Raw genomic sequence first — 25,649 nt, 5'->3', positions numbered from 1 at the left:
GCCGGGTCCCCGCTCATCGCCGCCGGTGCTCCAGGACCCGACCCAGTCGGTCCAGCTCCGCACGGGGGTCGGGGCCGGCGGGGGCGAGCACGACCGTGTGGGCGCCCGCGTCGTGCCGGGCGGCGATACCGGCGCGGACCCCCTCGGGGGTTCCGGCCAGGGACAGCTCCTCCACCCAGGCCCGGGGCAGGGTCGCGGCGAACTCCTCGGGCCCGGAACACGCGGCGCGGTGCGCGGTCAGCGCCTCGGCGAAGGGCAGGGGAGCGATGTGCGGGGCCCAGTCCCTGTCGCCCACCGACGCGAGCGCGGGACGCACCCGCTCCAGAGCGGCCTCGGGGTCCGTGTCCACGGCGGCGGCGTCGTAGGTGATGACCATCGGTGCGCGGCCGGACACCTCGGAGCGGACCTGGGCCAGGGCCGCGCGGATGTAGGCGGGGTTGGCGGGCTCCGCGAGGAGGACGCCGTCGGCGACCCTTCCGGCGACCGCCAGTGACCTGGGCCCGCGCACCCCCAACACCAGCGGGGGCACCTGGGCGGGTGGCTGGTCCAGGAGCACGTCCTGGGCGTGGACGTAGCGGCCCGGGGCCGGGCCGGGGTGCCCCAGCAGCAGGGTGCGCAGGGCGGTGGCGTACTCCTGGATCAGGGTGAGCGGGCTGGCGGGACGTGCATCCACCTGCTCCATCCAGTCGCGCATGCCGTGACCGATGCCGACGGTGAGCCGTCCGGGGAAGAGCTGCGCCAGGGTGGCGATCTCCATGGCGGCGAAGGCCGCGTTGCGCGCTCCGGCGGGCAGGATGCCGATCCCCACCCTGATCCGTGAGGTCGAGGCGAGCACCGCACCGGCCTGGGCGACGCCGCCGCGAAACCCCAGGTCCTCCACGACCCACAGTTCGTCGAAGCCCAGCGTCTCGGCGCGGCGGGCGAAGTCGAGGACCTGGTCCGAGGCCAGGTCGCGCGGGAGCATGGCGCCGACGCGGCGCGGGGCGGGTGCGGTGTTCACGATGCCTCCTGGGTGGTCGGTCTCGAAAACCTGCTCGTCCGGCCGGACAGGACTCCGGCCAGGGCGATGGCGGCGAGTCCCGCGACCGGGACCAGCGTCAGGCCCAGCCGGACGCTGGTCGCCTCGGCCACCAGGCCCACCAGAGGTGGGGACAGCAGGAAGCCCAGACGCATCAGCCAGGAGACCACCGTCAGCCCTGTCCCCGGGCGCAGACCCGGAATCTGGTCGGCCGCGTGCATGGCCGCGGGGATCAGGGTGGCCATGCCCAGGCCCGCGACGGCCAGACCGACGAGGGTGCCCGGCACGGTGGGAAAGGCCAGGGCCAGGCCCATGCCAACGGCGGTGAGGGCCCCGCCGACGCGTGCCACCGCGCGCTGGCCGAACAGGTCCACGCACCGGTCGCCGATCATCCGTCCCACGAACTGGGCGCCGACCATGGCGATGAACCCTGTCGCTGCCACGGCGGCCGGGGCGCCCAGCGATCCCGACAGGTAGACCGCGGCCCATGTGCTGCCCGCGTCCTCGACGACGCTGCCGGAGATGGCCAGTAGGACCAGAGCCACCAGGACCCAGACCACCCACAGGCGCCTGCGAGCCGCGTCGACGGCCTGGTCGGCGATCTCGGTCGGCGTGGCGGCCGCACCGTTCTCCTCGGCTCCGTTGTCGGGTCCGGGCAGGCACCAGCGCAGCGCCCACAGCGCCACGGCCGAGAAGAGCACCGCGCTCAGTCCCAGATGCACCTGGCGCGGGATCTCCCAGGCGATGGCTGTGGCCGCCATCGTTCCCCCGGTGACCGCGCCGATGGACCAGACGGCGTGGAAGTTGTTGAGGATGGAGCGCCCGTAGCGGCGCTGCACCCGCAGCCCGTGGGCGTTCTGGCCCACGTCGGTGAGGGAGTCCATCGCCCCGGCCGCCAACAGGGCGGCGGCGAACACCCACAGGCTCGGAGCGAAGGCGGCCGCCCAGGTGCCCGCTCCCGTGGCCACGGTGCCCAGCACCGCCACCCGGGCCGACCCGAACAGGCGGATGAGCACGGCCGCGCCCAGCCCGGCGGCGATCGCCCCGGCGGGGAAGGCCGCGACGGCGAGTCCGTAGGCGGCCTCGCCCAGTTCCAGGTCGGCCTTGATCTGCGGATAGCGGGGGATGAGGTTGGCGAACAGGGCGCCGTTGGTGAAGAACAACGCCCCCACGGCCACCCGCGCCCGACGGTCCCGCACTGTGGGGCCGGTGGTCTCGTGAACGATCATGAGTACGATCGTACACATCCCAGGGGGTGTGAGGAAGGCGCTCGTACCCGCCGACTTCCCCTTCCCGGCAGCGGCTCGGAGGGCCGGGGTACGGTCTTCCCAGGACCGCTCCGCCGACCGCCCGGCATGAGCAGGCCCCTCGACCCGAAAGGTGCCCGAGTGTCCCGTCGCCACGACCCCGACCGCCGGGACCGCATCATCGACGCCTGCCTGGACGTCATCGCCGCGGTCGGGGTGGCCGGGGCCTCCCACCGTCGGATCGCCCAGGCCGCCGACGTGCCGCTGGGGTCGATGACCTACCACTTCGCCGGTATGGACGAGCTGCTGCGCGAGGCCCTGAGCCGCTTCGCCCACAGCGTGAGCAACCGGTTCGAGGAGCGGTTGCGCACCGCGCGCGACCGGCCCCGGGCCGTGGACGCGGTGGTGGCGATCATCGCCGACGACACCTTCTCCTCGCCACGCGAACTGGTGCTCACTCACGAGCTGTACACCCTGGCCGCACGCGACCCCTCCTTCCGCGACATCACCGTGGAGTGGATGGGCCGCAGCCGCGCCGCCCTGGAGAACCACTTCGACCCGCTCACCGCGAGCCTGATGGACGCCCTGGTCGAAGGGCTGACCATCCACAGCGCCCTGGACGCCGCGCCCAGGGACCTCGCCGAGATCCGCGAGGCCGTCACCCGCATGACCGCCGGCGCACTCCATCCCGTCGGCGAACCGCCTTCCGAAGCCGACACGGGCGGCTACGTCAAGGGGCGGCGCCGCCGCGCGGAGATCGTGCGGACCGCCCTGACGGTCTTCGGCACCGTGGGCTACCACCGGGCCACCATGGCGGGCCTGGCCGCGGCCTGCGGTGTCTCCCGCGCCGGGCTGCTGCACCACTTCCCCACCAAGGAAGCCCTGCTGGAGGCGGTGCTGACCGAACGCGACCGGATCAACGGCGAGCTGTTCTTCGACGGGCACGACCCCGCCGACGACGGGGCCGACTACTTCCACCGCCTGACACGCGTGGTGGAACACAACCAGGCCCAGCCCGGCATCGTCTCCCTGTTCGCGGTGCTGTCCACCGAGGCCTGCGATCCCGCCCACCCGGCGCACGCCTACTTCCGCCGCCGCTACGCCGACCTGCGCCACGACGTGTCGCGGGCCCTGGCCGACCTGGAACGGCGTGGCCTGCTGCGCCCCGGTGTCACCACCGAGGGCCTGGAGTTCGAGCTGGTCGCGCTCATGGACGGCCTCCAGGTCCAGTGGCTGCTCGCCCCCGGAGAGGTCGACATGGCCGCACGGCTGCGTTCACGACTGCGGGAGATCGCCGACCTGCCCTGAGGGCGCGACGCACTCCAAACCCGACACGCGTGTCGGGATTGCGGTGCCACCGACCACCCGAACGGAGGAGGTTCGTATCCGGGATGCTCGCGCCGACGTGCCCGTGCCGGGGGTGAGAACCCCGAGGTCGTTCTCGGAATCTCACCGAGTAGCGGACACACTCTGACCGGTGCCGAGCGGTACCCCCTGCTCCTCCAGATCGTCACCGCCGCCCCGGAACTGCGGGAACGGCGAATCGCCACCCTGGTCCAACGGCTGCGGTCCCACGTGCCAGAGGAGTGACACGGCTAAGCGGGTTCGCTCGGACCCCGCTCAGCGGCGTCAGCGAAACGGCGTGCAAGCTCGCCGAAGGCGTCGGCCAGCTCGCGGGGTGAGACCTCGGAGACGGCGGCGTCGAACCGGCCGATCGAGGCGGCGAGGGCCACCCAGGACCAGGAGCCGACGATCAGTCGGCACCGGCCCGGTCCGAGTTCCTCGACGATTCCATCGTGAACGAACGGAGTCACCTTCCGCACGGGCAGTTCCAGGACCACCTCGCCGGTGCAGGGCCAGGCGTTCCCGGTGTCGGAGCCCTTCAACCTGCCCGCGAGGAAGTCACCGGCGTCTCCACCGGGCACCTCGCGCGGAGTGAAACGCGGGCCGGTGGGGATGCCGGGTGTCACGCGGTCGAGCCGGAACACACGCCAGGCCTCCCGGTCCAGGCTCCAGCCGACGAGATACCAGCGTCCGCCTCCGAACACGACATGATGCGGTTCGACCCGCTGACGCGAGGGATCGGCCGTCGGATCACTCCCCACCGACACGTAGTCGAATCGCAGGACCGCGCACTCCCTGGCCGCCGTGCTCACCGCGACGAGCACGTCCGGATCCACCGGTGAGGAGGTGTCACCGGGAAGCGTCGTGAACGTCAGACGATCGATCCGGTGCCGCAGCCGTGACGGCATCACCTGCCGGACGGTCGCCAGCGCCCGCAGAGCGGCTTCGCTCGCCGTGGCCCCCGAGACAGCGGCGACCTGTAGGGCGGTCGCGAGTGCGACCGCCTGGTCGTCGTCGAACAGCAGCGGCGGCAGCTCCGAACCCGCGTCGAGCCGGTAACCGCCGTCGGGACCCTTGACCGCGATGATCCGGTAGCCGAGTTCGCGCAGGTGGTCGACGTCCCGACGCAGAGTGCGATCACTGACGTCCAGGCGCTCCGCGAGAACCCGCCCAGGCCAGTCCCGTCTGGTCTGCAACAACGACAGCAGCTTCAACATCCGCGAGGGTGACGTGGCCATGGCGTCCATTCTGCGCGAGAAGCGGCCGGGATATGACCGCTACTACCGCGAGTCTTGCCTTGTACCCGGCAGAGCCCGTCCGGCTCTTCCCTAGAACAAAGGAGCCCCGGTCATGACCGTCAACGTCACCCCGCACCTGAACTTTCGCGGCAACGCCCGCCAAGCTCTGGAGTTCTACCAGTCCGTGTTCGGCGGTGAGCTGACCATCGCCAGCTACGCCGACATGGGGAACACCGCCCCGGAGACCGCCGACCACGTCGCCTTCGGACAGGTCGTCGCGGACAACGGATTCCGCGTCATGGCCTACGACGCCTACCCGAACCTGGAGTGGGACCAGGGCAAGGACCCGTTCTTCGTCTCCCTGCGCGGCTCCGACCCCGCCGAACTCCAGGGCTACTGGGACAAGCTCGTCGAAGGAGCCGAGGTGAGGCAGCCGATCGGCCCCTCGGCCTGGGCGCCGCTCTACGGCCAGCTCACCGACCGCTTCGGCATCACCTGGGTGCTGGACATCGCCGTCGAGTACCCCGTCGGCTGATCCACCTCGCCCCGAAGGCCGCCGCGCCCGCCCCGGTCGCGGCGGCCATTCGAGAGGCCCACTCCGGCCACGCCCCCCGCGGCAAGTGGCCACGCAACGGTTCCGGGAAGCAGCCCAGGAGCCAACACGCCGTGGCTCGTGTGCCGGAAGAGGCCGCGAGGGACCGTCCGGTCAGGAGCTCTTCTCGTAGCGGGAGGGGAACGGGAATCGGGGCTCCAGGAACCCGTGAACCATTAGAGCCACCGCTTCCTGGGCTTCTTCCGGAGTGTCGACGTCGTTGAGGCAGAAGAAGTCCACCTCAGCGGACTGCAACGCCTCCAGCCGTTCGGCCGCGTCCGGGAGCCCGATGTTCACGTACCGCATCCGGTACTCACCCGGAACCGCCCGCCCGGTCAACACCGCGTAGTGGTGGTGCAGTGTGGCGGTGAAGGCCACGTCCGACAGGGAGCGGAATCGGGATCGAGCGGTGCGTTCCAGTTCCTCGCGGTAGCGCTCCTCCATCTCCAGGGCCACCTGCCGGACCTGCGGGTGCGGAGCGTGCTTGAACTTGTTCGTGATGGCCCGGCCGAAGTCCCGCTCCAGGAGCGCACGCACGTTCTTGCCCGCCGAGTTCGGAGCGGGCTCGCCCGACACCGGGTCACCGGTACCGAACTGGAAAGGAGAGAACGGAACCTGGGCGATCCCGTTCGCATGGAAGAACTGACCAGCCCGCACCGGGCGGGCGAGGAACACGTCGTCGTTGAGGTAGAGCCAGTGCTCGGCCAAGCCGGAGATGTGGTGCAGTCGTGACTCGATCGCGTGGGAGTTGAAGGTCGGCAGTGCCTCGGCGGGCAGGATGTCGCGGTGATCGACCACGCTGATGCCAGGGGCTTCGGTGTCCAACCAGGCGGGAACCTGACCGTCAGTGACCAGGTACACGTTGCGGACGAACGGCGCGTAGGCCTCCAGCGACCTCAGCGAGTAACGCAGCTCGTCACGGCTGGTGAAGCGTGAGGAGTTGGAAGCGTGCTCATGGGCGGAAGCCGACTCCGGCTGGTGGCGCGCCCGCTTGGTGGCGTGCTCGGGGTCCTCGCCGTCCACCCACGTGTAGACCACGTCGATCGGGAAGTCGACGTCGTCGGCGAGTTTCCAGGTGAACGGCTCGAACGTGGGGTGCTCCCGCCCGTTCACCGTCAGCGTGGCGGGTTTGCGCTGGGAAGCGGGAAGCACGTCCGCGACCCTGTTGCGGGTGGGGGCGACCAGGGAGTCGGCCAGCACCTCGGCCGGTGCCTGCACACGCAACCGTCCCAGCAACTCCTCGAGGTTGTCCCGCTCCAGCAGCGTCGCCCCGTCCCGCCAGAACTGCACGTCGCAGCCGTACTCGAACCCGGCCAACACCTGCCCGGAGGGGGAGAGTAGAGGCTCAGCGAACCGAATGACCAGCCCGGACTTGACCTCCTCCGCCAGGGCTCCGTCCACGTAAGCAGAAAAGGCGCTGACGACACCACCACTGCCCGGCTTGATCGCGAACAAGGGGCTGTTGCCGTACAGCTCACGCATGGCGTCCAGAACCCTCTTACGCTCGGACCGGTGCACCCCCACCACATGGCGCAACGGTGACCGCCCCCGCACCAGGAAGTAGTCGACCCCTGCGTGTTCGAGGGCAGCGGTCACCAGTTCCAGGTTGCGAGCCGAAGCACCTGCGGCGGTGAACCGCTCCACGGTTCGGCCCAGGAACTCTCCATCGCCCAAGGAGAAGGCCCGCACCGTTGAATCGTTCATGAGAAGCGCTTCGCGGCGCTTGGAGATCTTGGCCAGACGGCGTTCCTCGGCCACACGAGCGGCGGCGTCCTGGCGTTCGGTCTCCAGGCGTTCCCGGGTTGCCTGTGGCAGGAAACGTTCACCGGTGCTCTTGATACGAGATGCCAGGGGCATGGACCTCGACCCTCCTGTGTGTGCTGCGCGCTCGTGGACGTGGAACGCGGCGGTACCGGGTTCCGTCTGGAATCAGCACGAAGACGGGTTGGTCGGATGGTCCGTTGTCTGCTTTCTGGCATCGAGACGGTTTCGTCTCCTACGTTCCGTCAGGGTGCTCTGACCAGGTGTGCGTCCTGCGTGGTCAGGTCACGTGTGTCGGTGTCAGTGCGCGTGCTCGGTGGTTGGTTTACGTGTTGACGTGGCCGGATGTGGACAACTCAAAGAACTGCATGTCAAAGGTGGTTCCCGGTTCCAGATGTGTGGGGCGGGGGCTTTGAGTGATTGTGGATCGATGTAAGTGCTGGTTAAAGTCCTGCCTTGATCCCAGGTGCGAGGGTTGTCCCCGGGTTCTCACATCCCCTTGACACGAACGGCAATCCCATGCGTCGCCCCTGGACCCGTGCGACGGCGGCCTCGACCGCTGCTGCCCTGCTCCTCACCCTGACCACCGCTCCTCCCGTGGCCGCGGAGCCGAAATCACCGGACCCCGCCAGTTCCGAAGAGCAACAGGAGTTCGACGCGCTGGCCTTGGCGGAGCAGACCGGTGAACCGGTCGAGATCCCCGGGCTGATCGACGAGAAGACCCAGCACTTCGCCAACCCGGACGGCTCGCTCACCGCGGAGATCTCCGCGATCCCCCAGAGGGTGCGCTCCGGAGAAGGCTGGGTGGACGTCGACACGACTTTGGTCAGGGCCGAGGACGGCATGGTGCGCCCTCGGGCCGCGGGCATGGACATCGCCTTTTCCGGCGGCGGAGACGACGCGATGGCTCAGATCGGCATCGGATCCAACACCGTCGCACTGGGCTGGATCAACGACCTTCCCGAGCCCGTCCTGGACGGGGAGCAGGCCACCTACACCGACGTACTACCGGACGTCGACCTCGTCCTGACCGCCGGTGCCGAGGGCTTCAGCCAGGTCCTGGTCGTCCACACCCCCGAAGCCGCCCAACTTCCCGAACTGGCCGAGATCGCTCTCCCGCTGCGTACCACCGGCGTGACCATGACAGCGGACGAGCACGGCAACCTCGACGCTGTGGGTGACGCCGGCGGCCAGAGCGTTTTCTCCGCCCAGGCCCCGGCCATGTGGGACTCCACGGGCGAGGGCCACGAGAGCGAGGACCCCACGGTGTCCGCGCCCTCGGGCGCACGCGTGCAAATGGTCCCGACCTCGGTCGAGGTCGACAGCATCCGGCTCCTCCCGGACCAGGGGATGCTGGTGGACGAGGCCACCGAGTTCCCGGTCTACATCGACCCCTCCGTGAGTGCCAGCCGCCCAAACTGGGCCTACGTCGACTCCGCGTTCCCCGGCCAGGCCTACTACAACCCCAAGGTCGACGACGTGGGCATCGGCAGGGTCGAGTGGGACCGGCCCTACACTCGGCGCGCGTTCTTCCAGTTCACCGTGATGGCCAGGACGAACCACCCCAACACCATCATCAACTCGGCCACGCTACGGACCGAGATCGAGTGGGGATGGGACTGCACCAGCAACGCCCACATCCAACTGCACCGCACCGACGCCTTTACCAACAAGACCACCTGGAACAACCAGCCCACCACCCGCACTCTCCAGGACACCCAGAACGTACGTGGTGGCTGGGCGACCTGTCCCAAGAGCAGCGGAGTGGAGTTCGACGCCACCAACGCCTACCGGTGGGGCGTGAACAACAGCGCCTCCCACATCCGGCTCAGGCTCAAGGAACGCGACGAGAGGGGCACGACCGCCTGGCGGCGCGTCAACACCAAGAGCAAGCCCCCGGTGCTCGTGGTGAACTACAACCACCCGCCGGAGAAGCCGGTGACCTCCACCATCTCCGACTCCCTGGGCGGCACCTGCCAGACCGACCGATCCGCGCCCCGGATGATCAACAACACCGAGGTCAGGTTCAACGCCCAGATCCGTGACCGTGACTCCTACTGGGTGGGCCAGCAGGTCAAGTCGCAGTTCGAGTGGAAACTCGACGGGGCGGACGGTCACATCGGTGCCGCTGACTCGGCCTACGTGACCGTGGGCAAGTGGTCCGGAGGCAGCTACCGTCCCGTGACCGCCCGTGACCTTCCTGAGCGAGAGCTCATCGCTTACCGGGTGCGTGGCCATGACCGCTCCAACTGGGGTCCATGGTCGTCTTGGTGCTTCATCGAGGTCGACACCACCAAACCCGACTCCGGACCCGAGGTGACCTCCACCGACTACCCGGCCGGTGACGAGCCCCATGGTTCCGTTGGACGCACGGGTGAGTTCACGTTCGCCAACAACGGCGTGGATGCGGCCACCTCGTATCACTACAGCGTCAACGACGCGAGCTGTTCGACCAAGGTCGACCTCGACGAACAGGGCGCGTCCGTGACCCTGCCGATCACCCCGCGCAGGGACGGCCCCAACCTGATTCACGCCCGCATCACCGACGCCTACGGCAACTCCTCCGAATGCGGACTGGCGTACACCTTCACCGTCGCCCCACCTGCGGAACCAGTGTCGTACATCCCCTTGGACGAGGGTGAAGGCGTAGTGGCCGCCGATGTCATGGACGGAGACCGCACCCTGGAGGCCACAGGTGACCTCGAATGGGTCAGAGGTCGTGTGGGTCCCAGTAATGGTGAGACGCAGCGCCTGGAAGGCGCGGCGATCGACATCAACGGAGAGAACTCCCGCCTGGTCACCGATGAGCCCGTGGTGGACACCAGTGAAGCGTTCTCGGTCTCGGCGTGGGTACGCATGGACGACAAGGACCGCAACCGTAGCGCCGTGGCCCAGGCGGGACTGGAGAACAGCGGATTCTATCTGGGCTACCAACAGACCCTGGACCATGACCGATGGGTACTGAAGATGGCCCCCTCCGACGAGACCGGGGCTGGCGGCTGGTCACGGGCTCTGTCGGACGAACCCGCCCAGACCGGCGTGTGGACCCACCTGCTCGGCACCTTCGATCCAGCCGACGGAGAACTCGTGCTCTACGTCGACGGTGTGCGACAGAAGGACACCGCGACCCTGGAGACCCCGTGGCAGGCTGAGGGCCCCTTGATGGTTGGTGGCGCCCGCTCCTCCACGAACGACTCCGAGCATTGGCGCGGTGGCATCGACGACGTTCGAGTCTGGGACCGGGTCGTTTTCGACGAGCCCTTCATCGAAACCGAGGAAACCCGTTCCGAGGTGTGGGACCTTGCGAACCGACCCACTGCTCTGGAAGGGCGCTGGCGCCTGGACGAGACCGAGGGCACGCTTGCGGCCGACTCCTCCGACCATGGCCTTGACGCCGCTTTGGAGGCCGACCCGCTCACCGCGTGGAACCAGGCGATGAATGAGGTCACCTTCGCCCCCGGCGTCAGTTTGGACGTGGCGGGCAAGGAACACCTGCACACCGGTGCCCCGGCGGTACGCACGGATCGCAGTTACAGTGTCGCGGCCTGGGTGCGCCTGGACGAGGTGGGTCACAACTCCACCGCGGTCGCCCAGAATGGCGCGGTACACAGCGCGTTCTACCTCAGCTACCAGCACACCTTCGACCACGACAGCTGGGTGATGAAGCTGCCGCCAGAGGACCGGTCCGGGGCCAGCGGCTGGCACCGGTCCCTCTCCGACCGCAGTGCCGAGTTCGGTCAGTGGACCCACTTGGCGGCCACCTACGACCACACACTCGCCCAGGCGACCCTGTATGTGGACGGAGTGGCCCAGGATCTGATCGAGATTCCTCGGGCATGGCACGCGAATGGGCCGGTGATGATCGGCGGAGCGCAGTTCGAGAAGGAGTTCTTCGACCCATGGGCGGGGGACCTCAGCGATGTCCACCTCTACCAGGGGGTCCTGACCGAAGCCGATGTCCACAACGTGATCGCGGGATACCTGCCGGTTCCCTGACGCCCTGTCTTCCCCTTCGTCCCCTGAGCCCCTTGAGCTGCCCGGCAGGCACACCTGCCGGGCGGGAGGAACCCTCTGTGTCTGACATCCCCCAGCCCCCCGCCTCTCGACGCGGCCGCAAACCGTTCGTCTCCCTCGTCTCGCTGCTACTGGTGACCGGACTGGTCTCTGCGCTGCCCGCCTCCGCCCTGGCCTACAACACCCGCCCGGACGTGGACCTGGGAGAGTCGGTGGACGGCCACGTCGCGGAACCGGCCGCGATCCCCAACGACACGACCATGAGTGACGCTGCGGTCGAGGCCCTGGCGGAGGCCGAGTGGCCCGAGCCGGGTCTGCTGGGCTTCGACGAAGGAGAAGCGGCGCCCCAGGCTCTCAGCGTCGATGACGAAACCGTCTGGGTCGGCGGAGTCGACGCCGAGGAGTTCGAAGCCTGGGTCTCGCCGCTACCAGAGGTGATCGAAGACCATGAGGAGGAGAACGAGGCCGAGGGACCGAACGAGCGCCGGACACCGGCGGAGCCGCTGCCGGAGGGTTCCGACGACGCCGACTCACAGGTTCCTGAAGAGGAGGCCGAGGAACCGGTCTTCGATGGGCCGGAGACCTCGGAGCCTGAGACCGAATTCGACGTCGACGCGGAGCCGGACCCCGAGACCGAACCCACCCCTGAACCCGAAGAGCAGGAGGCGGAGGAGCCACAGGGCCCTGTGACCTCGGCTCAGGTGGAGGTCCTGGACCGCGCCGAGGCCACTGAGTTGGGGCTGTCCGGCCTCGCCCTTCGCGTCACGCGAACCGACGGTGGCGACGACGCTGGGCCGGTCCGGGTTGAGGTCGACTACTCGGGCTTCTCCTCGGCTTACGGAGCCGACTACGGCTCCCGGCTGGATCTGGTCGCCCTCACCGAGTGCGATGACGACGAGGGATGCTGGACGACCCACGAAATGGGCGCCGTCAACGACACCGACGTCCGGACACTGCGGGCCCTGGTCCCCGCGACCGGCAGTGGAATCCTCGTGGCAGCGGTGGCAGCCGCCGACAGTGAGGAGGGGACCGGTGACTACACCGCCACCTCGCTGAGCCCCTCCTCGACATGGAACGTCGGTACCCAGTCGGGGGGATTCTCCTGGAACTACCCCGTCCAGGCGCCCAACGTCGCGGGTGGTCTCCAGCCGGAGATCAGCCTGGGTTACTCCTCCCAGTCCGTGGACGGCCGTACCTCCGGCACCAACAACCAGACCTCCTGGATCGGTGAGGGCTTCGACTACCACCCGGGCTACATCGAACGCCGTTACCAGACCTGTCAGGACGACGACACCGACATCCCGGACCAGTGCTGGTCCCACCACAACGCCACCCTGAACCTGGGCGGGCGCTCCACCGAGCTGGTCTACGACGACGGCGAGTGGACGCCCAAGAACGACGACGGTTCCAAGATCGAACGCCTGACCGGGGCCACCAATGCAGACAACGACGGTGAGCACTGGAAGGTCACCACCGTCGACGGCACCCAGTACCACTTCGGCCTCAACCGCCTGCCCGGGCACTCCTCCGGCGACGAGGAGACCAACTCGGCCTGGACCGTCCCGGTCTTCGGTAACGACGTCGGCGAACCCTGCCACAAGTCCAACCTGGGCGACGCGTGGTGCGATCAGGCGTGGCGCTGGAACCTGGACTACGTCGTGGACCTCCAGGGCAACGCGCTGGCCCACTACTACCAGGCAGAGACCAACAACTACGGACTCAACTTCAAGTCGGACCCGGTCAAGTACGACCGAGGCGGCTACCTCAAGCGCACCGCCTACGGGCTGCACAAGGACGACCTCCAGGCCACCGCCCCGGCCCAGGTGCTCTACGGTGTCGGAGAGCGCTGTGTGGACACTGACTTCGGCTGCAAGGTCGCGGATCGCAAGGAGTCCAACGCCAAGTACTGGCCGGACACCCCCCTGGACCAGGAGTGTGACAAGGACTGCGCGGGGAAGCACTCCCCGACGTTCTGGACCACCAAGAAGCTGAACAAGATCACCACCCAGCTGCACGACGGGACCGAGTACACCACCGTCGACAGCTGGGAGTTCAAGCACTCCTTCCCTGCTCCCGGTGACGGCACCGACCCCGCCCTGTGGCTGGACTCCATCAGCCACACCGGTCACACCGGCGAAGGGACGGAGACCAAACCGGCCATCACCTTCACCGGCACGCCGATGCCCAACCGCGTCGATTCCACCACCGACGGCCTGGCCCCGATGAACAAGTGGCGGATCACCGCCATCCACACCGAGACCGGAGCCCAGGTGGACGTGTCCTACGCGGACTCCGACTGTGAGGCGGGCAAGGAACCCAAGGCCCACGAGAACACCCAGCGCTGCTTTCCCGTCGTGCGCACCCACCGCCCCGGAGCCGACGACATCACGGACTGGTTCGCCAAGTACGTGGTGACCGACCTGGTCGAGGTGGACCTCGTGGGCGGGCAGCCCGACGTGATCACCAGCTACGACTACGTGGGCACACCCGCGTGGGCGTACATGGACGACGACGGTTTCGTGGACAAGGACCACCGAACGTGGTCCCAGTGGCGCGGGTTCGACCGCGTGATCGAACGCACCGGCCATCCCGACGAGACTCGGACCGAGGTCGAGCACCTCTACTACCAGGGCATGAACGGTGACCACCTGCCCAGCGGTAAGAGAACGGTGCGGGTCACCGACTCCACCGGGACCAGCGTGGACGACGACCCGGTGTTCAACGGGCAACTTCGCGAGAGCATCGTCCGTGACGGTGTCGGCGGAGAGGTGGTCTCCAAGACCATCAGCACTCCCTGGAAGAAGCGCACCGCCTCCACCTCCCACAGCTGGACGCTGGAAGCACACCTGACCAACACCAAACAGGTGGACGCCTACACGGCTCTGGAAGACGGATCCTTCCGCCAGACCCGTACGGTCAACACCTTCGACGACCACGGCATGATCAACTCGGTCCACGACCAGGGCGACGTGTCCGTGACCGACGATGACTGGTGCACCACCACCACCTACGCGCGCAACACCGGTCTGCACCTGCTCGACCCCGTCGCGCGAACCCAGACCGTGACCGCGGCCTGTGGGCAGGACCTCACCTACCCCGACCACGTGGTGAGCGACACCCGTACCCTCTACGACGGTGGTGCCTTCGGCGATGCCCCCACCAAGGCCCGCCCCACCGAAACGCAGCGGGTGGCCGACTACGTGGACGGTGAGCCGGTCTACCAGACCATCACCGAAACCACCTTCGACACGTTCGGGCGTGCCCTGGAGGTGACCGACGCCGAGGGGAACACCACGACGACCGCCTACACCTCCAAGGTCGCCGGTGGCCCTGACTCGAAGGTGGAGACGACCAACACCCTCGGTCACAAGAGCACCGTGGAGTACGACGAGCGCTCCCAACCGATTGCGGAGATCGACGCCAACGGCAACCGCACCGAACTGGCCTACGACCCGCTGGGACGTATGACCGACGTGTGGCTGGCCGACCGGCCCCGAGACCGCAACTTCACACCGTCCATGAGGTTCGAGTACGACCTGTCCAAGGACAAACCCACGGTCGTCACCACACACACGCTGAACCCCGCAGGTCGCTACACCACCAGCTACCAGATCCTCGACGGAATGCTCCGCGAGCGCCAGAGCCAGGCTCCGGCTCCTGGCGGAGGTCGGGTCCTGACCGACGTCTTCCACGACAGCCGTGGCAACACGGTCATCTCCCGCGAGCCCTACTTCAACACGGAGGAGCCGGACGGGGAACTACTCACGGTCAACAACCACGACGAGATCCCCCGCTGGACACACACCGTGTACGACGGCGCGGACAGGGCCACCGACGCCGTCCACATGTCGCGAGGGGTGGAGCAGTTCCGCACCACCACCGAACACCAGGGTGACCGCACCCTGGTGACCGAACCCGAGGGCGGCACCGGCACCACCGCCATCACCGACGTGCGTGGCAACACGGTGGAACTACGCAAGCATCACGGGCCCGCAGCGGAGGGTGAGTTCGACTCGACCCTCTACACCTACACCGCGCGCTCCGAGTTGCGGACGGTCACCGACCCGGGCGACAACACCTGGACCTACGACTACGACCTGCGCGGCCGTAAGGTGAGCGAGACCGACCCCGACACCGGTGTGAGCCACATGGCCTACGACGAACTCGACCGGTTGGTCGAGACCACCGACGCCCGTGGCCAGAGTCTGAAGACCGTCTACGACGAGCTGGGCCGCCAGATCGAACTGCGTGACGGTGACGGCGACCTTCGGGCCGAATGGACCTTCGACGCGGTGGCCGTCGGCCTCCCCGCCACCTCGACGCGCTATGAGGACGGACAGGCCTTCACCACCAGGGTGATGGGCTACGACCCGGTCAACCGGCCACGAGCCCACCAGATCAACATCCCCTCCAGCGAGGGTGAACTCGCGGGCAACTACCTGTTCCGCACCTTCTACAACCCCGATGGCAGTGTTCGATCCACGGACATGCCGGCCGCCGGAGCCTTGCGCGCCGAACCCGTGACCTACGGCTACGACAACCTGGGTAACCCCACCACCCTCTCGGGTGGCGACCGCATCGTCACCGAGACCGTCTACTCCAAGGTCGGCAATCTCGTCCAGCGAGAGCTCCACCGCGGAGTACTGGGGGCCAGCCGCACCTGGCAGAGCTTCGACTTCGACGAGAAGACCAACAGGCTGGCTCTGGCCAGTGTCGTCCCCCAACAGGGGCAGGGTTCACTGTCGACCCAGACCTATGGCTACGACGCCCGAGGAAACCTGCTCTCGATCAACGACGAGCCGACTGACCCTGATCGCGCCAGCGACGTGCAGTGCTTTGACTACGACCACCTGCGCCGCCTGAACCAGGTCTGGACCCCGGACGCCGTCGGCAAGGAAGCCTGCGACGCCGAACCCGAGGTGACGGAGCTGGGCGGTACCGCCCCGTACTGGCACGAGTTCACCTACGACGCCAGCGGCAACCGGGTCCAGGAGGTCCAGCACGGTCCCGGTGGTGGAGTCACCCGCGACTACACCTCGCCCGAGGACGGTCAGGGCCCCGCTCATGCTGTCACTCAGGTCGACGAGAGCGGCAGTGGGGGAAGCACTGCTCACTTCTACGACTACGACGAGGCCGGCAACATGGTCTCCCGTAAGAGTGGCGAGCACGACCAGACCCTCGAATGGGGACCCGAGGGAGAGCTGACCAAGGTCACGGGCGACCTTTCCGAGACCGAGTACGTGTACGACGCCGATGGTGAACGTCTCCTGCGTCGGGCCAACGGGGTCACCACCCTGTACCTGCCGGGCATGGAGGTCACCTGGGACCCGGCCGAGGGGACCGAGGAAGCGACCCGCTACTTCACGCATGCTGGCGAGACTGTCGCGGTCCGGGAGAACAGTGGTCGCCTGCACTGGATCGTGTCGGACCACCACGACACCGGCCAGATCAGCATTGATGCCCACTCCAACGAGGTCGCCCAACGCCGGATGACGGTGTTCGGACAGGACCGCGGAACGACTGGTAGCTGGCCTGGCGAGCGAGGCTTCGTCGATGGGATGATCGATGCCTCCACGGGACTGACCCAGCTCGGAGCCCGCGCCTACGAGGCGGACCTGGGCCGGTTCATCTCCGTCGATCCCCTGATGGACCTGGTAGACGCCCAGACGATGAACGGGTACGCCTACGCCAACAACAGCCCCGCCACGTACTGGGATGGGTCCGGGCTCTCATATTGCACTCCGGCCGACGGCATCTGCATGGAGGCCGGGGGTAACACCACTGTCTCCTACACGAACAAGGGTCGAACGGAAAGTGGCGTTCAAACCTGGAACTACAAGAAGGGTTCCGGGTGGCGGCAGATTTCTTATACCCAGTATCGGACAACTTGGGGTGGAAGAACTCAGAGCAGGCGATCCAACATGGGGTCCACCTGGAGTCAATGGCGGACTGTAGTAAAGAAATCGGTTCCCAATCGACCTCCGTTGGTTAATGCTACCGTTTCGTCCGAGGAGCGTAGTCTTTGGGAATCTGCGTGGGACGGAGTTCAAAATTCAGCTTCAACAGCTTGGGGTTGGACCAAGGACAATTGGGGCACGATTTCTAAGGTTGCTGGCTGGGTCGGATTTGGTGCCTGTGTGGTAGTATCCGCCGGCGCGTGTCTGGCAATCGGAGGGGGTATTCTGGCTGTAAATATTGGTATGGATCACGCAGTAAACGGTTCGATTAATTGGAAAGAGCATGGTTGGAGTGCCTTGATGCTCGGTTTCGGAGGAGGTGCTGCTGCGGGAGTTGGGCGCTTGGCCTCCGGGACTTGGAGGGGTGCTGCAGCGTCCATGCGGTCAAGGCCAACGGTTCGCGCTGGCAGTCAGAAATGGGATAGAAATCCAAGGTCGGGAAACCCGCAGCGCCGTGAGGGAATCTTCCAAGGATGGGATATGAAATCAGGGCCTGTGGACTGGGGTGCGTCGTCTGCCGGATATGCCATCAATATCGCCAGCGGTTCTACATTCGGTGGTCCCGTTCCGTACAGTAATCCATTTGCAAGGAACTAGGTTTGTCAGAACGTAGAGTCACCTTTCGCAGCAGGGGGACGATTTGTCTAGGTTTGTTCGTGAGCTCCCTTGTTTGGATCCTGTTTGGGCTTGCGATTATTGGTGAACCTTTGGCGCTGACTGGTGTCTTGGTTTTGACAACCATATTCTCTGTGTATCTCTGGTTTAGTCTGAAGATAACTCTTTGGAGGGATGTATCCGTTGACAACGGTGACATCGTTGTTCGAGGCTTCTTTCTGAAGACGACCGTTGCGATGGCTCAGGTTTCCAGGGTTTGGGTGGTTGGCGGAGAGTTGCTTGTCGAGCTTAACGGCGGAGATATGTTGAATGTGCCTGCGTTCGAAGGATCCTTGTTGGCCTCCGTGTTTGGGAGTCCCAGTGCCTCCAGGGCGGCGGAGGGGCTCAATGCGCACTTGCTGCGAGCTGGCGAGGGAGTAGATGGTGGAGGCGCAGAAATTTCAAGATCCACGAATTTGAGCCTCCTGAAGCTCCCGATTATCTGGATTGCTTCATTCGCCATTTATTGGGCACTGAGTGGCTTTGTTGGTAATTCCTGAGGGTAGGTTCGCCGTTTTTCTGGAGTTGGCGAGGTTGGCAGTTAGAGGAATGGTAAGTCGCGAATGAAACTTCCTCTGCGTGGGAGAAGTTGACAGTCGCCCTTTATGCCTCATTGGATCTGGTTGCGCTTGGTGGTGATTAGCTCGTCTGGGATCGGTTTGGGGGGCGCGTTCGATGGGATTGGATTTATGTGTCTGATATTTGACGTTCGATGCGAGGTCTCACGACTGGACGAGAGAGGTGTGAACGGGGCGAACCTTTGCTGAGGTGGCCTTACTTGGCTGTTCCTCAGAATTCATCGACCCTGGGAGGGGGGGGCTGGTTCCACCCGAACCTCCTCATGGCCCCAGTATCCGCACGGGAAGAGGCTCAGTCCTCGGGAGCGGGTCCGGGCCGATGTGGTCGATCCGTACCGCCTAGGACGTTGAAGACCACGTCGAGCACTAGCGCGGACGCGGTGGCGGTGACGATGCCCGAGTGCAGGATCATCGTGGCCCGGGTCGGGAAGTAGTCGGGCGCGACGGGAGCGCACGGCGGGGACACCTCGTATCAAGGGTTGGAGTGCCCAGCCGTCATTGATGTTGGCGGCGGAAATCGCGCGGCGGCATGTTCTCACCTCACGGGCGTCATGGCGGTTCAGCCTCAGGGAATGGCGGTCACGGGTTCTGTTTAGGAACGGCGGCGCCAATCCTGGCTAGTGGAACCGCTGAGTGTGGAACGACTATGCCTGATAGGACGGTGAATACTCCACATGTGGTCGTTGCTGCTGAATTTGAACTAGTGTCCTAGCTATTTATCCATGGCTTCTTGTGGTTGCCTGGTTCCATGGCCCCCAAGGCGCCCCCTGCGGCGCTACTGCGCTCTTTGGTCTGGAACTAAGGCGCTTGCGCGAATTGTTGGGTATGTCGCAATCGACTCTGGGAAAAGTCTCCGGAATGTCGAAACGGCGGATAGGTGCAGTGGAGCGCGGTATTCGATGTCCGTCCAAGTTCCAATCTAACTTGAGGGTTAAGCGCTGGGTGCTCACTGGTGGCTTCGGAACCTGTGACCCGGAGCTAAAAGTAGGTGCGGTCCAGGCTGGGGGCTTCGTGGAACTGCAGGAGAAGGCACGGTTCATTTATGAATTCCAGCCGCAAGCGACCTGGGCTCGTTGCAGGACGAGGAACTACGCACTAGCGGTGTGCAAGCCTCCCGCCTCTGCCCACGCTGGCGGTTCAACGTGAACTCGAAGCCAGGTTGGGGCGTCAGGAGATCCTCGACCGGGACCTGGCGCCGCTCACTCTGTTCGTGATCGATGAGGGCGCCTTGCGTAGGCAGGTTGGGGGAGCGGAGGTGATGAAGAGGCAGTTCCAGGCGTTGCTGCGGCGGGCGTCGAATCCTGCTGTACAGATTCAGGTGCTCTCGTTCGGTCGCGGCGCGCACAGCGCGATGAACGGTCCCCTGGTCATTCTCGACATGGACCATGCGGAGGCGCTCGTGTACGCGGAGACGCCCGGATCGGGTTAGGTGATCACTGACCAGGTGACCGTGGGAAACTGCCCAGCAGCAGTACAGGCATCTGAGGAGTCTCGCGCTCTCTCCGGATGAGAGCCTGCACTTCGTCGCATCACTGTGAGGCGAACAACCGTGGACACGACCTGGCGGACGTCTAGCTACAGCGGCAACCAGGGCCACTGCGTGGAAGCGCGGAGGGATGTGGGTTCCGTTCTCGTTCGGGATTCGCGGAACCGGGGGTCGGGCCACCTGGAGTTTCCCGGTGAGCAGTGGGATGCTCCTCCTGGCAGTGGCTGCCTCGAAGCTCTGGCTTCGCGAGGCCCGGCCGGCTCCGTGCGCTCTCGAGGCACAGCTGGTCGACTGGTGATGAGCCGCCAAGATGCTGTTCCGCGCTCTAGAGCGGGTGGCCAACCAGGTCGGCTGATCGGGGTAGGCAAGTCCTAACTGTCGGCTTCGTCTAGGGAAAACGCTGCGTCGGATTTACGGTCCGATAGGTTCTTGCGCTTGCTCTGTCAGCACTGCCTCAACACGGTGTTCGTCGTTGGGTCAGCGGAGGGGTGACGGAAGGGCGCTGGAGGGAACGAGGCGTTCTCAAAGCGCCCCAAATCCTGCCAGAAGGCCTTCCTGTAGGCAGTTATGAGGCGGGTGGGACTGTCCCAGGAGGTTTGGTGGGAGGGACTCAACCGATCCGAGGAGTGGCGTGGCTACGAGGTGGCCAAGTCCGATGGGGTTTTCGCGGGTGCTGCTGCGACTGTGTTCCGATTGGGGAGCACACAAGCCCCCGAAACGCGGCGAGGACCTCTTCCGAGTTCCTCGTGCACCCCGTCTGAACTAGGGGTTTGTGGTGCACCCAGCAGGATTCGAACCTGCGACCGTCGGATGAGAAGTTCTATGGTTGGGTATCGGCACGTGTCACCTCGTGTCGTTGCGTCCCGCACCATCCGAATCAGGATGCCGTTCTGTGCCGCGTCGTGCCGCCCGGTGACGTCCCGGTCCAAAACTGCGGAGCACCAACGGAGCACGCACCGGCCCCTGGCGGCGTCCGATGGCACCTCGCGACGTACTTGTCCATCGCCCGTCTGTCGGGGCACGTACTCGAACGTCGTCTTTCCTCAGCTTGCGCGCCAGCGTCTCTGGGCCCTTGAGCCAGCCCTGACGGCGCGGTGGAGTGTCGCTGCGGTATCGCACACTGGGTGACCATGACGACCGAACCCGTGCTCCACTGCGTACGCGACTACTACTGGGGCTGCATCTACTGCTATGACGTTGGAGGCTACGACGGGGATGGCGATCACCTCTCCGGCGACGGCCCGTTCTTTGCCGTGGACGACCATGTCGCCATCCAGGTGGCCAACAGCCGCATAGTGGACCCGCACGACGCCGACGTCGAACTGAACGTTTACGTCCACGCTGTTCCCATGGCCTCGTCCGACCACGCGTCCGTGATCGTCCTGCCTTCCGGGGTTCTCTCGATCGGTGACGCAGACGGCTTCGACGAGATCCCCCTCCGCCCCGGGCGCTGGCTTATGCAGGTCGACCTGGATCCCCGCCGACCGGAGGAAGCCCAGTGGGTGAAGATCCGTTTGTCTCCTGCAGATCCGCCGTAAATGAGGAGCCCTGTCCGAGCTCTGGTGTGGGCCGGGATCGCCTCCCGTCACTCACGATGGAGCCGCTGCACCACGTCGGTGAATCTACGACTGGCTGGTCATGGGATAGCTCCGCTGGGCTGGCCACAGTGGGGGCATGGACGGACTCATCGAAGCAGCATTCAGCCTGACGACCCGCGCCGAGAGCAGGTGGCGCCTTGGTGGCTGACCTGCTCTCGCAGCGGTTGGTCCCCGACCTGTGGGGTCACAAGGCGGCGCGGCTGAGCCAGGTCGCTGACCTCGGGCTCCCCGTGCCTCCGGGGCTCTGCCTCAGTACTGCGGGTCTGGCGCACGGAACCAGTGAAGCGATCGCCTCACTCCGCACGTGGTTGGAGCTCTACCGGCCCCGCCGGGTCGTGGTGCGCACCAGCTCGACCCTGGAAGACGGGTTGGAGCGCGCACATGCGGGGCGATCGGTGTCGCTGCTGAACTGTCCGCCTGACTCCTCAGCGCTGGCCCGGGTCATTGACCAGGATCTGCTCTCACGGGAGGACTTGGAGGCCGTCCCGGGCGGGTGCGTTCTGGTCCAGGAACAGGTGGAAGCTTCCCTGTATGGTGTGGCCTTCCTCAGCCAGGATCGCCTGCTGGTCGAAGCATCGCAGTACCCGGACGGAGCCACCGCCGGATGCCGTTGCGCATGCGAGTTCGGCGTGACGCCCGCCGGTTCAGGGCCTCTACCGGCCTCGATCAGGTCCCGAGCCTCGCCCTCACCGCGCAGCTCCACTCCCTGTGCCAACAGCTCAGCGCTCACTTCGGGTTCGAAGTCGACGTGGAGTGGTCCTGGACCGGCGCGACCGTCCTGGTGCTCCAAGTCCGCCTGATCACGCGTGCTGCCCTGGGGTGGGCCTCATGAGCGGGTGGGACAAGATCGAGGCCGTCAGCGCCCTCGAAGCCCACGGGCTGCTGCGTGTACCGATCCGTGTCGTGCGGCGACCGCACCAGGTGAGTACTCGGGCTCTGCGTGACAGCTTCACCGAGCTCCGACTCCTGGTGTTGCGCACCGCGGCCGTCTCCGAGGAACGGAACCTGCCTCGCCTGGTCGGCGCCACACCGGCAGCCGCGGCGAAGTGGATCGGTGATCTCGCGCCGGGGTTGTCTGTACTAGTGCAGCCTTATGAACAGGTGCTTTTCTCCGTTGAACTCGCAGTCTACGAGTCAGTGGTGGTGGCCGAGATCGTCCCCGGAATCTGGGAGCTGGACAGCCTCCTCACCCCCGCCGTCCTGGTGGTCAAGGACGATGGCCTCGAACTCACCGTCCCGGACACCCGTCTCCAGACGGCTCGCTTCCACGATCCCCAACACGGAATCCGACAACGACCGGCCTGCGTCGATGACTGGCAGATCGCCACTCTCGTGGCGTGGATTCGTGAACACCGCCGCCATCTGACGGCGCTTCTCGAAGACCTGGGCCATCCGTTCGGTCTCAAGCTGCACCACTCCAGCCGCTACGGACTCTCCGCCCAGAACATCCGCAGCAGTGTGCCCGAGCCCGGCACCTGGCAACAGGACACCCCAGCACTTCCCAACAACACGTCCCCTCTCTCTTCAACCAGCGCACCTCTACCCGAGGGCCTTGTGGGGTGGCCACCATCCGTAGGGCCTGAACCTCCAAACCCTCCGAACACGGCGCCTTCACCATCAAGAAGGCCACGACGTCCCCAGACGACTTCACCGACTACCAGACCCGTACCGCCCGCGCCCCAGAGGAACTGCTCGGCGCACATCCGGCACTGTTCCACCCTCGCCGACGGAGTCCTGCACTGCGTCGTCCCTCCCGGCCAGGACTACACCCACCACTACGCGGAGTTTCTAGGCGCGGCCTGCGCTATGACGGACCTACCGGCCGAGATCACCGTCGAGCACCCCGTCCCGGGGCAAGGGCTGGCCTTCGTCGACCACTGGCTCCCACGCAACCTTCCCGCACATGACCTGGCGATCCTCGGCTACGTCGAACCCCTCCTCACCCGGGCACCCGCCTCCAGCACCGACTGGAACCATCGCCCCGGCTTCGGCTGGCGCACCGCCCGCATCGGCCGCTCCACCGCCCTCCTACTGGGATGCGAATTCAGCTTCTGGGGTGACCTCGCCGGTGACCTGGTCACCGCCCTGATCACCCGCGGCCACACCTCAGGTGTGCTCTACGTCGGCAAACTCGGCGGCCTCCAGTCCGACATGGAGCCCAACACCGTCGTCGTCACCGGCACCACCACCCAGGTGAAGGGCCACTCCGTCTCCTGGAAGAGCGCCCTGGACCTCGACCCCACGCTGCCCGGACTCCGCACCGGCGTTCGGCACATCACGGTCCCCAGCGTCCTGGACGAAACCCGCATCTGGCTCGAGCAACACCGTGCACACTTCGACGTGGTGGATCCCGAGATCGGACACATGGCCCTCGCCGCCACCACCGCCAACGTGCCCTTCGACTACCTGCACATCGTCACCGACAACCTCAACGGCACCCACGACCACGGCCTGTACGCCGAACGCAGCACCCCGGTCGCCACCCGGCGCCGCCGCTGCCTGCACCACATCGAAACGATCCTGCACCGGAGCCTGGCATGAACCCGACCGCACCTGTCACCCTTCTCGGCCTGGATTGGAGCGACCCCGACACCCCGCGCCTGCGCACCACCGACCCCGACCACCCCGAAAACAGCCTGCTCCACCCCCTCCTGGGTGAACACGCCTTCCGTATCGACGGAGAGCAGCGCCGCTGCATCGGCTGGTTCGACCTCACCGGAGCCGAGGGCAGGCACGTGCGCTGCCGCACCGACGAGGTCGTCACCCGGGGCAAACAGTGCCGACGCTGTCAGTACAAGGAGGGGTTCATCGCCGCCCACCAGGCCCACCGCACCCCCGACGCGCTGCCCGAGAACATCCGCGACTACCTCCAGCAGCCGCACTGGCTCTACCTCGACGTCTTCGCCAACGGCACGACCAAGGTCGGCACCGCCGCCGACTCACGCCGCCGCAGCCGACTGGCCGAACAGGGACCCGTCGCCGCCCTCTATCTGGCCCGCACCAAGGACGGCGCCACCATCCGCAACCTGGAATCGGCCGTCTCCCAGCACTTCGGGCTGCCCCAACAAGTCCAAACCCGCCGTAAGGTGCTGGGCCTCCAGAACAGCATCGACACCACCGCACTCATCACGAAACTGACCGACCTCGCCGCCCAGGTCACCCCCTACCTGAACAAGATCGCCGACAACCAGCCCGGCACCGAAGTGCTCGCCGCCCCCGAACCCTGGGTACGGCCCGCCTGCTCCACCGCCGTCTTCGAATCCGCCCCCGTGCTCGCCCACCCCGACGACCTCACCCAGGGCACCCACCGACTGCACATCACCGGGGCCGTCGGCCCCGTCGCCGTGTTCTCCACCGGCCCCGAACCCGACGCGCCCCGTCACTGCGCCGACCTGAGCAGGCTCATCGGCCGCTCCTTGGTCCCGGCCACCGTCGAGGACGCTCCCACCGGCGCGCCCACCCTGTTCTGATCCGGAGGACCCCGTGCACGAGATCACCCTGAGCGAGATCTGCACCTTCTGCTGCGAGGTGGAAGGCGGCGACGACTCCAACCTCTTCTACGACCTCGGCCTGGCCCGCAGCCGCACCGACTACGTGCTCCTGGAGAGCGAGCACTTCGTCGTCATGCCCTGCATCGGGGCACTCACCGACTGGTACCTGCTCATCGTTTCCAAGCGCCACACCCTCTCCGTGGGCTGGTTGGACGAGGCCGAACACGCCGACCTTCGCACCCTTATCCCGCAGGTCACCGACCTCATCCGAGAACGCAGCGGCCTGGACAGCCTCGTCTTCGAACACGGCAGCCTCGACTTCCGCGACAAAGGCGGAGCCTGTTACGACCACACCCACATCCACGTCGTGGCCACCGACCACGACCACCAGCGCTTCCTCGACCACATCCCGGCCCCCGTCACCATGCGGCCCTGCACGGACTGGATCAGCGCCTCCCGCCGCCTGGTCGAGGAGGAACAACGCTCCTACCTCGCCCTGGGCACACCCGACCAGGACTGGATCGGCACTGCCACCGGAGCACCCTCCCAGTTCTTCCGCCGCTGCCTGGCCACCTGGATGGGAGCGGAAGAAGGGGAGTGGGACTGGCTCACCTTCCCCCAGACCGACCGAGTGCGCCGTATGAGCACGGCCCTCACCACCAGGTGAATCA

At 66.5% G+C, this 25,649-nt stretch carries 18 protein-coding genes; 13 read left to right on the top strand and 5 right to left on the bottom strand.

Annotated features, from left to right (window positions below):
- Nucleotides 1-13: 13 nt before the first annotated feature.
- On the bottom strand, nt 14-1,000 hold the full coding sequence (locus tag BDW27_RS05150; RefSeq protein WP_110048405.1) for an LLM class flavin-dependent oxidoreductase: 987 nt from the start codon (nt 998-1,000) through the stop codon (nt 14-16).
- Complete coding sequence (locus BDW27_RS05145) at nt 997-2,247, bottom strand: MFS transporter (RefSeq protein WP_110048404.1); 1,251 nt, start codon at nt 2,245-2,247, stop codon at nt 997-999. The genes BDW27_RS05150 and BDW27_RS05145 overlap by 4 nt, the downstream gene beginning before the upstream one ends.
- A 159-nt stretch (nt 2,248-2,406) precedes the next feature.
- On the opposite strand from BDW27_RS05145, the gene BDW27_RS05140 reads away from it, so the two are divergent.
- Nucleotides 2,407-3,573 (top strand): TetR family transcriptional regulator, encoded by a 1,167-nt coding sequence (locus BDW27_RS05140; protein WP_233515646.1) that lies wholly within the window; start codon nt 2,407-2,409, stop codon nt 3,571-3,573.
- 287 nt (nt 3,574-3,860) lie between these two features.
- Here BDW27_RS05140 and BDW27_RS05135 read toward each other — a convergent pair whose 3' ends face one another.
- Nucleotides 3,861-4,847, bottom strand: a complete 987-nt coding sequence (locus tag BDW27_RS05135) for a YafY family protein (RefSeq protein ID WP_110048449.1) — start codon at nt 4,845-4,847, stop codon at nt 3,861-3,863.
- 112 nt (nt 4,848-4,959) lie between these two features.
- On the opposite strand from BDW27_RS05135, the gene BDW27_RS05130 reads away from it, so the two are divergent.
- On the top strand, nt 4,960-5,382 hold the full coding sequence (locus tag BDW27_RS05130) for a VOC family protein (RefSeq protein WP_110048402.1): 423 nt from the start codon (nt 4,960-4,962) through the stop codon (nt 5,380-5,382).
- Between the two features lie 171 nt (nt 5,383-5,553).
- Here BDW27_RS05130 and BDW27_RS05125 read toward each other — a convergent pair whose 3' ends face one another.
- Nucleotides 5,554-7,296 carry a stealth family protein gene (locus BDW27_RS05125; RefSeq protein ID WP_110048401.1) on the bottom strand — a complete coding sequence of 581 codons (1,743 nt, stop codon included), beginning with the start codon at nt 7,294-7,296 and terminating at the stop codon, nt 5,554-5,556.
- A gap of 423 nt (nt 7,297-7,719) precedes the next feature.
- On the opposite strand from BDW27_RS05125, the gene BDW27_RS05120 reads away from it, so the two are divergent.
- The 8 genes from BDW27_RS05120 (at nt 7,720) to BDW27_RS27685 (ending at nt 22,319) form a co-directional block, all read left to right on the top strand.
- Complete coding sequence (locus BDW27_RS05120; RefSeq protein ID WP_110048400.1) at nt 7,720-11,196, top strand: LamG-like jellyroll fold domain-containing protein; 3,477 nt, start codon at nt 7,720-7,722, stop codon at nt 11,194-11,196.
- Between the two features lie 77 nt (nt 11,197-11,273).
- On the top strand, nt 11,274-17,768 hold the full coding sequence (locus BDW27_RS05115; RefSeq protein ID WP_233515645.1) for an RHS repeat domain-containing protein: 6,495 nt from the start codon (nt 11,274-11,276) through the stop codon (nt 17,766-17,768).
- A gap of 59 nt (nt 17,769-17,827) precedes the next feature.
- Nucleotides 17,828-18,325 carry a hypothetical protein gene (locus BDW27_RS27060; protein WP_146223244.1) on the top strand — a complete coding sequence of 166 codons (498 nt, stop codon included), beginning with the start codon at nt 17,828-17,830 and terminating at the stop codon, nt 18,323-18,325.
- An 810-nt stretch (nt 18,326-19,135) separates the two neighbouring features.
- A complete protein-coding gene (locus BDW27_RS28125) occupies nt 19,136-19,549 on the top strand; it encodes a helix-turn-helix domain-containing protein (RefSeq protein ID WP_370446424.1) in 414 nt (137 codons plus the stop codon).
- 13 nt (nt 19,550-19,562) lie between these two features.
- Nucleotides 19,563-19,832, top strand: coding sequence for a Scr1 family TA system antitoxin-like transcriptional regulator (locus BDW27_RS27695; RefSeq protein ID WP_233515644.1), 270 nt, complete (start codon nt 19,563-19,565; stop codon nt 19,830-19,832).
- A gap of 105 nt (nt 19,833-19,937) precedes the next feature.
- Entirely contained in the window at nt 19,938-20,264 is a 327-nt protein-coding gene (locus BDW27_RS28120; protein WP_110048399.1) for a DUF397 domain-containing protein, read from the top strand.
- Nucleotides 20,265-21,019: 755 nt separating this feature from the next.
- Nucleotides 21,020-21,427: a hypothetical protein gene (locus BDW27_RS05095; protein ID WP_233515643.1), complete on the top strand. Its 408-nt coding sequence runs from the start codon at nt 21,020-21,022 to the stop codon at nt 21,425-21,427.
- A gap of 676 nt (nt 21,428-22,103) precedes the next feature.
- Nucleotides 22,104-22,319, top strand: a complete 216-nt coding sequence (locus tag BDW27_RS27685; RefSeq protein ID WP_233515642.1) for a hypothetical protein — start codon at nt 22,104-22,106, stop codon at nt 22,317-22,319.
- Nucleotides 22,320-22,621: 302 nt separating this feature from the next.
- Here the strand turns inward: BDW27_RS27685 and BDW27_RS27390 are convergent, their stop codons facing one another.
- Complete coding sequence (locus tag BDW27_RS27390; protein WP_199560546.1) at nt 22,622-22,879, bottom strand: hypothetical protein; 258 nt, start codon at nt 22,877-22,879, stop codon at nt 22,622-22,624.
- Nucleotides 22,880-23,293: 414 nt separating this feature from the next.
- On the opposite strand from BDW27_RS27390, the gene BDW27_RS05075 reads away from it, so the two are divergent.
- Genes BDW27_RS05075 through BDW27_RS05065 form a run of 3 tightly spaced genes read left to right on the top strand, consistent with a single transcriptional unit; the run spans nt 23,294 to nt 25,645 of the window.
- Complete coding sequence (locus BDW27_RS05075; protein WP_233515641.1) at nt 23,294-24,028, top strand: hypothetical protein; 735 nt, start codon at nt 23,294-23,296, stop codon at nt 24,026-24,028.
- Nucleotides 24,025-24,957, top strand: a complete 933-nt coding sequence (locus BDW27_RS27990; RefSeq protein WP_017546960.1) for a DUF2797 domain-containing protein — start codon at nt 24,025-24,027, stop codon at nt 24,955-24,957. The genes BDW27_RS05075 and BDW27_RS27990 overlap by 4 nt, the downstream gene beginning before the upstream one ends.
- A 13-nt stretch (nt 24,958-24,970) precedes the next feature.
- Nucleotides 24,971-25,645 carry an HIT domain-containing protein gene (locus tag BDW27_RS05065; protein WP_017546959.1) on the top strand — a complete coding sequence of 225 codons (675 nt, stop codon included), beginning with the start codon at nt 24,971-24,973 and terminating at the stop codon, nt 25,643-25,645.
- The last annotated feature ends 4 nt before the right edge of the window (nt 25,646-25,649 follow it).

Origin of the sequence: Nocardiopsis sp. L17-MgMaSL7, from assembly GCF_003182025.1 — a bacterium.
Taxonomy (GTDB): domain Bacteria; phylum Actinomycetota; class Actinomycetes; order Streptosporangiales; family Streptosporangiaceae; genus Nocardiopsis; species Nocardiopsis prasina.
Note: the sequence above shows the minus strand (reverse complement) of the source record. Positions and strands in the feature narration are given on the sequence as shown.

Coding starts and splice junctions, on each gene's coding strand:
- BDW27_RS27390 (WP_199560546.1), bottom strand. CDS start 22,879: ATGGCCCAGGTCTTCGAGAAGCGCCGTCAGATGGCGGCGGTGTTCACG.
- BDW27_RS27990 (WP_017546960.1), top strand. CDS start 24,025: ATGAACCCGACCGCACCTGTCACCCTTCTCGGCCTGGATTGGAGCGAC.
- BDW27_RS05120 (WP_110048400.1), top strand. CDS start 7,720: ATGCGTCGCCCCTGGACCCGTGCGACGGCGGCCTCGACCGCTGCTGCC.
- BDW27_RS05075 (WP_233515641.1), top strand. CDS start 23,294: ATGACGGACCTACCGGCCGAGATCACCGTCGAGCACCCCGTCCCGGGG.
- BDW27_RS05095 (WP_233515643.1), top strand. CDS start 21,020: ATGACGACCGAACCCGTGCTCCACTGCGTACGCGACTACTACTGGGGC.
- BDW27_RS05130 (WP_110048402.1), top strand. CDS start 4,960: ATGACCGTCAACGTCACCCCGCACCTGAACTTTCGCGGCAACGCCCGC.
- BDW27_RS27685 (WP_233515642.1), top strand. CDS start 22,104: ATGCGAGTTCGGCGTGACGCCCGCCGGTTCAGGGCCTCTACCGGCCTC.
- BDW27_RS05135 (WP_110048449.1), bottom strand. CDS start 4,847: ATGGCCACGTCACCCTCGCGGATGTTGAAGCTGCTGTCGTTGTTGCAG.
- BDW27_RS05145 (WP_110048404.1), bottom strand. CDS start 2,247: ATGATCGTTCACGAGACCACCGGCCCCACAGTGCGGGACCGTCGGGCG.
- BDW27_RS05125 (WP_110048401.1), bottom strand. CDS start 7,296: ATGCCCCTGGCATCTCGTATCAAGAGCACCGGTGAACGTTTCCTGCCA.